Genomic DNA, 8,081 nt, shown 5'->3' on the forward strand with positions numbered 1-8,081 from the left:
CGGGCGGCGTCAGCCGAACGAGAGCCCCTCGCCCCGGTATGTCGGCACGCTCGCCTCGACGGCCTCGCCGCGCACCAGGTGGACGGTGGTGAACCGCTCCATGACCTCACCCGACTTCGCGTGCCGGAACCACACGCGGTCCCCGATCCGCAGGTCCCCGCCCGCGGGCACGCGCAGCGGCGTCTGCACCTCGCCCGCGCCCTCGCGACCGGTGAGCCGCAGCCCGGCCGGGAACGTGGGCCGCGGCTGGCGCGACGCGGTGGGCGGACCGGACGCGATGTACCCGCCGCCGAACGCGGTCGCGTAGCCGGGTGCGGGGATGCGCACCACGTCGAGGCCGAAGAACGCGGCGGGGCGCGGGCGGAACGAGCGGTACTCGTCGAAGAGCCCGGGCACGAACAGGCCGGAGCCGGCGGTCACCTCGGTGACGGCGTCCGCGGCGGCACTCGTCTGGACCGAGCCGGAGCCCCCGGAGTTCACCAGGTCCAGCGGGCCGACGACGGAGGCGACCGCGTCGACCACGTCGCGGCGCCTCGTCGCGAGGTCGGCGATCGACAGCTTCTTGACCATCCGCACCGCGGGCGACGCGTCCGGCATCCCGGCGACCTGCGCCTCGTAGAACATCACGCCGCGCACGGCGATCCCGTCGCGCACCGAGACTAGGCGCGCGAGCTCGGCCGCCTCCGAAGCGGTGTGCACGGGCGAGCGCCGCACGCCCAGGTGGACCTGCAGCGGCCAGACGCCGAAGCGCAGGGACGCGTCGATGTCGAGGCACACGCGGATCGTCGTCCCGTGCGCCGCGGCCGCCTTCGCGGCGAGGTCGGCCTGCGCGACGTCGTCGACCATGAGGGTCACGGCACGCGCGGCGACGGGGTCCGCGGCCAGCTCGTCGAGCGCGCCGACGTCCACCGACGGGTAGCCGACGAGCACGTCGTCCACCCCCTGGCGCGCGAGCCACACCGCCTCGCGCACCGAGTACGCCATGACGCCCGCGAACCCGGGCCGCGCGAGCACACGCTCGAGCACCTCGCGCACGCGCACGGACTTGCTCGCGACGCGGATCGGCATGCCGTCCGCGCGGCGCACGAGGTCGTCGGCGTTGGCCTCGAGCGCGTCGAGGTCGACGACCGCGAGCGGTGCGGGCAGGTGACCGGTGGCGGCGTCGAGCCGCTCCCCGAGCGTCATGCGGCGACCTCCTGGACCTGCTCGTCGCGCGCGGGGGCCGCGAACCGGCCCGCGATCGCGGTCACGACGAGGACGAGCACGACCGGCACGACGAAGCCCGCGCGGAAGCTCGACGCGCTTCCGATCGCGCCCACGAGCACCGCTCCCAGCAGCGTGCCGACGTAGTTGAAGATGTTGAGCCGCGCGATGACCGCGTCGGCGTGGTCGGGCGCGAGGGCGCCCGCCGCGGAGAAGCACAGCGGCGCGATGAGCCCGAGGCCGGCGCCCGTGACGGCGAAGCCGACGATCGCGACGAGCGGCCCGGGCGCGACGATGACCGCGAGCAGCCCGGCGGCCCCGACGAGCGAGGCCACGCGCACCACCCGCACGCGGCCGAACCGCGCCACGAGCCGGTCGCCGACGAGCCGCGACACGAGCGTCGTCGTGAGGTAGGCCGCGAGCGCGAGCGGCGCACCCCGGTCGGACGCGTGCAGCACCTTGTCGAGGTAGATCGTGCTCCACGTCTGCGCGGCGTTGTCCGCGACGAAGAACGCGACCACCGCGACGCCGAGCACCGAGACGGCGCGCCAGGGGATGTGCGCGCGGGGGCGGTCGGCAGCATCGACGAGCGGCACGTCGTGCCCGCGGTGCCCGTCGCGCCACACGAGCGCCGCGGCGGTCCAGGTCACGGGCGTCGCGAGCAGGAACAGCACGTGCACGGGCTCGATGGGCCACGAGTCGGCGGTCGCGGACACGACGAGCGGCGCGAGGATCGCGCCCGCGGACCACGATGCGTAGAAGCCCGCCATGATGGGCCGCCCGGCGTCGCGCTGCACGGAGACGGCCTGCATGTTGGTGCCGGCGTCGACCATGCCGAGGAACAGGCCGTAGACCGCGAAGCCGACCACCGCGAGCGCGAACGACGGGACGACCGCGAGGAGCGGCACGATCACACCGATGCCCACGAGCCCCAGCGCGAGCGCGGACCGGCTGCCGCCCGCTCGTCGGCTGAGCATGTCCGCGACGCCGGTGCCGAGCGCCGCGGCGACGAGCACGCCGAGCACGGCGGCGGTGATCGCGCCGTCGTCGACCCCGTACCGGTCCTCGATCGAGCCGAGGCTCGACAGGATCATGACGAGGACGAAGCCCTGGGCGGCGAACCCAGCGCTCGTCGAGACGCGCGGACCTGCTCTCACTCGCCGGCCACCGGCAGGTCGGCGGGCACGGGAAGCTCGTCGGGGATCTCGACGGGGTCGATGGGCTCGGCGAGCGAGGCCACGTACCGCGCGAAGCCCCGCAGCCCGCGCTGAGCGGGCTCGGTCTCGCCGTCGACGAGCCACGCGAGCGAGTAGCCGTCGATGAGCGCGAGCGCGATGCGCGCAAGCTCGTCGGTCGGCATCTTCCAGCGCACGGACGAGATCTGGCCGATCGCGTCGAACAGCTGCTCGGCGATCGCCCAGCTGCCGCGGTACTGCTCGACCGCGACCTGCCCGAGCTCGCTGTGCCGCAGCGAGGACGTCGTCACCTCGTAGCTGAGGAGCTGAGCGCCGCGGTTGGCGATGATGGTCTCCCAGACGGAGTCGATGGCGATCGCGAGCGCGTCCTCGACCGGGGTGCCGGGCGGGATCTCGCCGACGCGCGTGGTGTTCTGCACCGTGATGGCGTGCGCCATCGCCCGCAGCAGCTCGTCCTTGTCCTGGAAGCAGTAGTGCACGACGCCGAGCGACACGCCTGCCTCGGCCGCGACCGCGCGTACGGTCGCACCCTCGATCCCCTCGCGGCTGGCGACGGCCAGCGCCGCGGCGACGAGCTGCTCGCGCCTCTCGGCGACGGGCATGCGGTTCATGGGCCCCCCTCCCTGGGTACTGCTTAGTGAAGCACGTCACGACTTGACTTGGACACATGACCAAGTCACTCTCGGGTCTCATGGCGGGAGCAACGAGCACGACGTGGCACAACTGGGCACGCACGGCGTCCGCCACCCCTCACCGTAGCGAGAGCCCCCGCGACCTGCCCGAGTTGCAGGCCGTGGTCCGTGAGGGCGCTGACCAGCATCTTCGCGTACGCGCGGTCGGCGCGGGGCACTCGTTCACGCCTGCGGCCGTCACGGACGGCATCCACCTGCACCTCGACCACCTCTCGGGCATCGAGGGCGTCAGCCGTCTGCCCGACGGCTCGGCGCACGTCACGGTCGCCGCGGGGACCCGTCTGCACCAGCTCAACGCGCTGCTGTCGGCCGAGGGCCTGGCCATGCGGAACCTCGGTGACATCGACCGCCAGTCGGTGGCCGGCGCGATCTCCACGGGCACGCACGGCACGGGCGCGCGGCTCGGCGGGATCTCCACGCAGGTGGTCGGCGTCCGCCTGGTCACCGCGACGGGTGACGTGGTCGAGGCGTCGGCCGACGAGAACCCCGAGCTGTTCGAGCTGGGGCGCCTGGGCCTCGGCACGGTGGGCGTGCTCGCCGCGGTGACGCTGCACGTCGTGCCCGCCTACCGGCTCGAGGCCCGCGAGGAGCCGATGCGCCTGCTGGACGTGCTGGACGGGCTCGACGACCTCGCCGACGGCAACGACCACTTCGAGTTCTACTGGTTCCCCTTCACGGACCGCGCGCTCACCAAGCGCAACAACCGGGTGGCCGACGACGTCGTCGAGCCGCTCAGCGCGGCGCGGGCCTGGGTGGACGACGAGCTGCTGTCCAACCGCCTGTTCAGCGGGGTCAACCGCCTCGCGTCGGCCGTCCCCCGCATCACGCCCGCGCTCAACAACCTCAGCGCCCGCGGCCTGTCCGCCCGCCGCTACACGGCCCCGTCGCACGAGGTCTTCATCTCGCCGCGCCGCGTCGTCTTCCGCGAGATGGAGTACGCCGTGCCCCGCGAGCACCTGCGCGGCGTGCTCGAGGAGATCGACGGCTGGCTGCGCTCGACGAGCGAGCCGGTCCCGTTCCCGCTCGAGATCCGCTTCGCCGCGGCCGACGACCTGTGGCTGTCCACCGCGCACGGCCGCGAGACCGCGTACGTGGCGGTCCACCAGTACGCGCGCATGCCGCACGGCCGGTACTTCGACGCCGTGGAGAAGATCTTCGCGCAGGTCGACGGCCGGCCCCACTGGGGCAAGATGCACCGCCTGGGCGCCGAGCGGTTCGCGGAGCTGTACCCCCGCTTCGCGGACGCCCAGCGCACGCGCGCGGCCGCCGACCCCACGGGCGTGTTCGCCAACCCGTACACCGACCACGTGTTCGGGAGCCGTCACACGGCAGGGTGATCCGGCCCGATCCGCTTTCGGGCCGCGCCGACGAGGTGCAGTCTGTGCGGGTGAACCACACCGCTCGTGCCGTCGTCGCGACCGCCTTCGGAGGTCCTGAGGTCCTGCAGGTGCTCGACGTCCCGCTCGTCGAACCGGGTCCGGGCGAGGTGCTGGTCGAGGTCCGCGCCGCCGCGGTGAACCCGTGGGACTGGAAGTCCTACGCGCCCGGCGCGCACGACGACGCGTCACGCCTGCCGCTGCGCCTGGGCCTCGAGGTCGCGGGGGTCGTCGAGGCCGTCGGCCCGTCCGTGCGCTGGCTCTCGCCCGGCGACGAGGTGATCGCGTGGCGCGTGCACGGCGGGTACACCGACCGCATCGTCGTCCCCGAGCAGGTCACGGTGCGGCGACCCGCCGGCCTCAGCTGGGCCGCCGCGTCGGGCCTCATGGTCACCGGCACCACCGCGGTGCACGCCCTGTCCGCGACGCACGTGCGCACCGACGACGTCGTGCTCGTGCACGGCGGCTCGGGCGGCGTCGGTCGCATGGTGGTGCAGCTCGCGGAGCTGCGTGGCGCGGCGGTCGTCGCGACGGCGTCGGAGCACGCGCACGACGACCTGCGCGCGCTCGGCGCGATCCCCGTCGAGCACGGCCCGGGCCTCCTGGAGCGCGTCCGCGCCGCGGCCCCCGGGCCGGTGACCGTCGCGATCGACACCGTCGGCACCGACGAGGCGCTCGACGTCTCGGTCGCGCTCGTCGCGGACCGCGACCGCATCGCGACGATCGCCGGCCACGCGCGCGCCGCCGAGCTCGGCATCCGCGCGCTGGGAGGCGGACCCGGCGCCGACCCGGGGACGGACGTCCGCGAGGCCGCCCGCGCGCAGCTCGTCGAGCTCGCGGCGGACGGCGCGATCGACGTTCAGGTCGCGCGCACCTACGCGCTCGACGCCGCCTCCGACGCGCACCGCGAGGGCCGCGGCGGCCACCCGGGCGGCAAGCTTGTCCTGGTGCCGTGAGGCGCACCCTCGTCACGTGCTCGCTTGCCGCGGCTCGCAGCACGCCTGCCCGTATCGGTCGCAGGTTCCTAGACTGAGTGCGCCGGCGGAGCTGATCCGCACGGAAGTCGAAGGCTCGTGACCCGTCTGGGACGTGGCGCACGGGCCTTTCGCATGCTCCCGGCAGGCGTGGCCTACACACGTACGACGCGATCCACGAGCGGCTCGACCCGCCGCTTCTCGACCGAACACTTCGGTGCCAGCCGCGTGACCGGGGCCGGCGACGAGGTTACGACGAGTCGCTGGCACCGCGGCGCGGTCTCTCCACAAGGCGTCGCGTCCGGTCCAGGCGGTCCGGGTGCTGGCGGAAGCCCGCCGAGCGGTAGGTCGCGACCGCGGCGGTGCGGGCGCTCTCGGTGCACACCATCGCGCTCGATGCGCCCATGCTCCGCAGCTCCGCCGCGGCGGCGAGCACCATCTCCCGGCCGAACCCACGACCGCGATGATCGGCGTGGATGCCCAGCGGCTCGAGCAATCCCGGCCGCCCGGGACCGGCGCCCCACACGGTGACGCCCGCGACGGCGATCCCGTCGTCGTCGCGGCCCAGCAGGCAGCGCGCGTCCTCGAACGCCGACCCGCTCGCCATCGTCCGCCACACCTCGTCGGTGAACCGGGTGCTCTCCCACGCGGAGCGGTGCACGGCGGTGAAGTCCGCGAGGTTCCCGGCGTCGACCACCCCGACACGCAGGCCCACCACCTCGACCGGCTCGCGCAGGTCACGGCTCAGCGGCGTCCACGCTTCCGCGGCGACCCACCCGGTCTCGTCGAGCACCTCCTGCACCCGCGAGCCGTCCGGCGCCTCGACCGACACCCTGCCGGCGGGAAGCACACCGCGATCCGGTTCGCCGAGGTCCTGAACCACCCGGCGAGCCAGCTGGTCGTCGCGCCACACCTCGGGCGCGACCGTCATGCGAAACACGTCGGGGCCGTCGAGGAAGCCGATCGCGACCGGCCGGTCCCCATCCGCCCAGGTACGGACGGTCGCAGCGGTCGCCTCCGCCCCGTTGCGCCACACCCAGCCCAGGTCGCCCGGGTGCAGCTGCACGGGCGCGTCGTCCCGCTGCCAGGTGCGCAGGGCGCCGACGACGTCCCCGAGCCGATCGACGAAGGGCGTGCTCAGCGCGATGGTCACGAGGTCATCCAACTCCCGGCGTCGACCTCCGCTCACGCGTTTTCGTGCCGCCCGACGATCTCCCCCGCGACCGCCGCCAGCTCGTCGAGCACGAGCCGCACCACGAGCCGCTGCGCGCGGTCGGGCCGCACGAGCGCCTCGATCCGGCGCCCCGAGCGCACGCCGGCCAGCGGCACGAGGCGCACGTCCGCGGTGCTGGCGAACGTGTAGCGCGGTAGCAGGCACACGCCGTGGCCGGCACCGACCAGTGTCGCGGCGACGTGGAAGTCGTTGATCCGGTGCGCGATCGTCGGCGGCGAGCCCACCGCGGTGGCGACCGCGTCGAGCACGCGACGCAGCGGGAAGCCCTCGCGCACCGCGATCCACCGCTCGTCGGCCAGGTCCCGCGGGTGCAGCCGGTCTCGGGTCGCGAGCGGGTGGGCGGCGGGGACCGCCACGTCGAGCGGCTCGCGCAGCAGCGGGCGGACCTGCACCCGCGGGCCCCACGCAGGGGCGCCGTCGGCGCGGTGGGCGACGACGACGTCGATGCGGTCGGTCAGTGCGACGAAGTCGTCGAGCGCCACGTCCTCGTCGTCGCACTCCAGCGTGATGCCGTCGTCGAGCGCCGCGACGCGTGCGACCAGGGCCGGGAGCAGGAGCTGCGCGCCGCTCGCGAACGCGCTGACGCGGACCGTCCCGGCCGGACGGGACAGGTACTCGTCGGCCGCGGCCTGCGCGCGCTCGAGCGCGACCGCGACGTCGAGCGCCGCGTCCGCGAGCGCGTCCCCCGCCGCCGTGAGGCGCAGCGAGCGGCCCGCGCGCTCGGTGAGCGGCACCGCGACCTGCCGCTGCAACGAGGCCAGCTGCTGCGAGACCGCCGACGGCGTGAGGTGCAGCGCCCGCGCCGCGGCGGTGACGCCGCCCTGGGTGCGCACCGCCCGCAGTGTCGCCAGCTCGCGAGGATCCATGCAGCGACGCTACATCGTCGATCCAGAACATCTCGCTGGTGCTGCACGGTCACAGAGCCGCATGCTCGGTCACGTGAACGCCCGTGACCGCCTCCTCGCCGTGCTCGTCGCCGTGTGCTGGGGACTCAACTTCGTGGCGATCCACCTCTCGCTGCAGCAGTTCCCGCCCTTCCTGCTCGTCGCACTGCGGTTCGCGATCATCGCGGTGCCGACGGTGCTGCTCGTGCCGCGACCGGACGTCCCGTGGCGCTGGCTGCTCCTGTACGGGACCGGGTTCGGCGTCCTGCAGTTCGTGTTCCTCTACTGGGCGATGGACGCGGGCATGCCGACCGGGCTCGCGTCGCTCGTGCTGCAGTCGTCGGCCCCGTTCACCGTGGTGCTCGCCGCGGCACTGCTGCGCGAGCGCGTCTCGGCGCGGCAGGCGGCGGGCGTGCTCGTCGCCATGGTCGGGCTCGCGGGGATCGCGGCGCACCGCGCGGGGCTCGCCGGCGGCGCGACGCTCGTGCCCGTGCTGCTGACGCTCGCGGGCGGGCTCGGGTG

At 74.4% G+C, this 8,081-nt stretch carries 8 protein-coding genes; 3 read left to right on the forward strand and 5 right to left on the reverse strand.

The features are described from left to right. Positions 1 to 9 precede the first annotated feature (9 nt). Genes AW16_RS0112255 through AW16_RS0112265 form a run of 3 tightly spaced genes read right to left on the reverse strand, consistent with a single transcriptional unit; the run spans position 10 to position 3,010 of the window. A complete protein-coding gene (locus tag AW16_RS0112255) occupies positions 10 to 1,185 on the reverse strand; it encodes an amino acid deaminase/aldolase (protein WP_029290772.1) in 1,176 nt (391 codons plus the stop codon). Continuing rightward, on the reverse strand, positions 1,182 to 2,360 hold the full coding sequence (locus AW16_RS0112260) for an MFS transporter (protein WP_029290774.1): 1,179 nt from the start codon (positions 2,358 to 2,360) through the stop codon (positions 1,182 to 1,184). Before AW16_RS0112260 ends, AW16_RS0112255 begins: the two co-directional genes overlap by 4 nt. Further along, positions 2,357 to 3,010: a TetR/AcrR family transcriptional regulator gene (locus tag AW16_RS0112265; protein WP_034649018.1), complete on the reverse strand. Its 654-nt coding sequence runs from the start codon at positions 3,008 to 3,010 to the stop codon at positions 2,357 to 2,359. Before AW16_RS0112265 ends, AW16_RS0112260 begins: the two co-directional genes overlap by 4 nt. 56 nt (positions 3,011 to 3,066) lie before the next feature. Between AW16_RS0112265 and AW16_RS0112270 the strand changes: the two genes are divergently transcribed. Further along, complete coding sequence (locus tag AW16_RS0112270) at positions 3,067 to 4,428, forward strand: D-arabinono-1,4-lactone oxidase (protein ID WP_051681907.1); 1,362 nt, start codon at positions 3,067 to 3,069, stop codon at positions 4,426 to 4,428. A gap of 50 nt (positions 4,429 to 4,478) precedes the next feature. Beyond that, on the forward strand, positions 4,479 to 5,423 hold the full coding sequence (locus AW16_RS0112275) for an NADP-dependent oxidoreductase (RefSeq protein ID WP_029290779.1): 945 nt from the start codon (positions 4,479 to 4,481) through the stop codon (positions 5,421 to 5,423). A gap of 268 nt (positions 5,424 to 5,691) precedes the next feature. On the opposite strand, the gene AW16_RS0112280 is transcribed toward AW16_RS0112275, so the two are convergent. After that, entirely contained in the window at positions 5,692 to 6,594 is a 903-nt protein-coding gene (locus AW16_RS0112280) for an N-acetyltransferase (protein ID WP_051681908.1), read from the reverse strand. 32 nt (positions 6,595 to 6,626) lie between these two features. Continuing rightward, entirely contained in the window at positions 6,627 to 7,541 is a 915-nt protein-coding gene (locus AW16_RS0112285; protein WP_029290783.1) for a LysR family transcriptional regulator, read from the reverse strand. A 73-nt stretch (positions 7,542 to 7,614) separates the two neighbouring features. Between AW16_RS0112285 and AW16_RS0112290 the strand changes: the two genes are divergently transcribed. Then, the coding region (locus AW16_RS0112290) for an EamA family transporter (protein WP_156044160.1) at positions 7,615 to 8,081 on the forward strand (467 nt) is incomplete at its 3' end.

The sequence above is a fragment of the Cellulomonas sp. HZM genome (assembly GCF_000708885.1).
Lineage (GTDB): Bacteria > Actinomycetota > Actinomycetes > Actinomycetales > Cellulomonadaceae > Cellulomonas.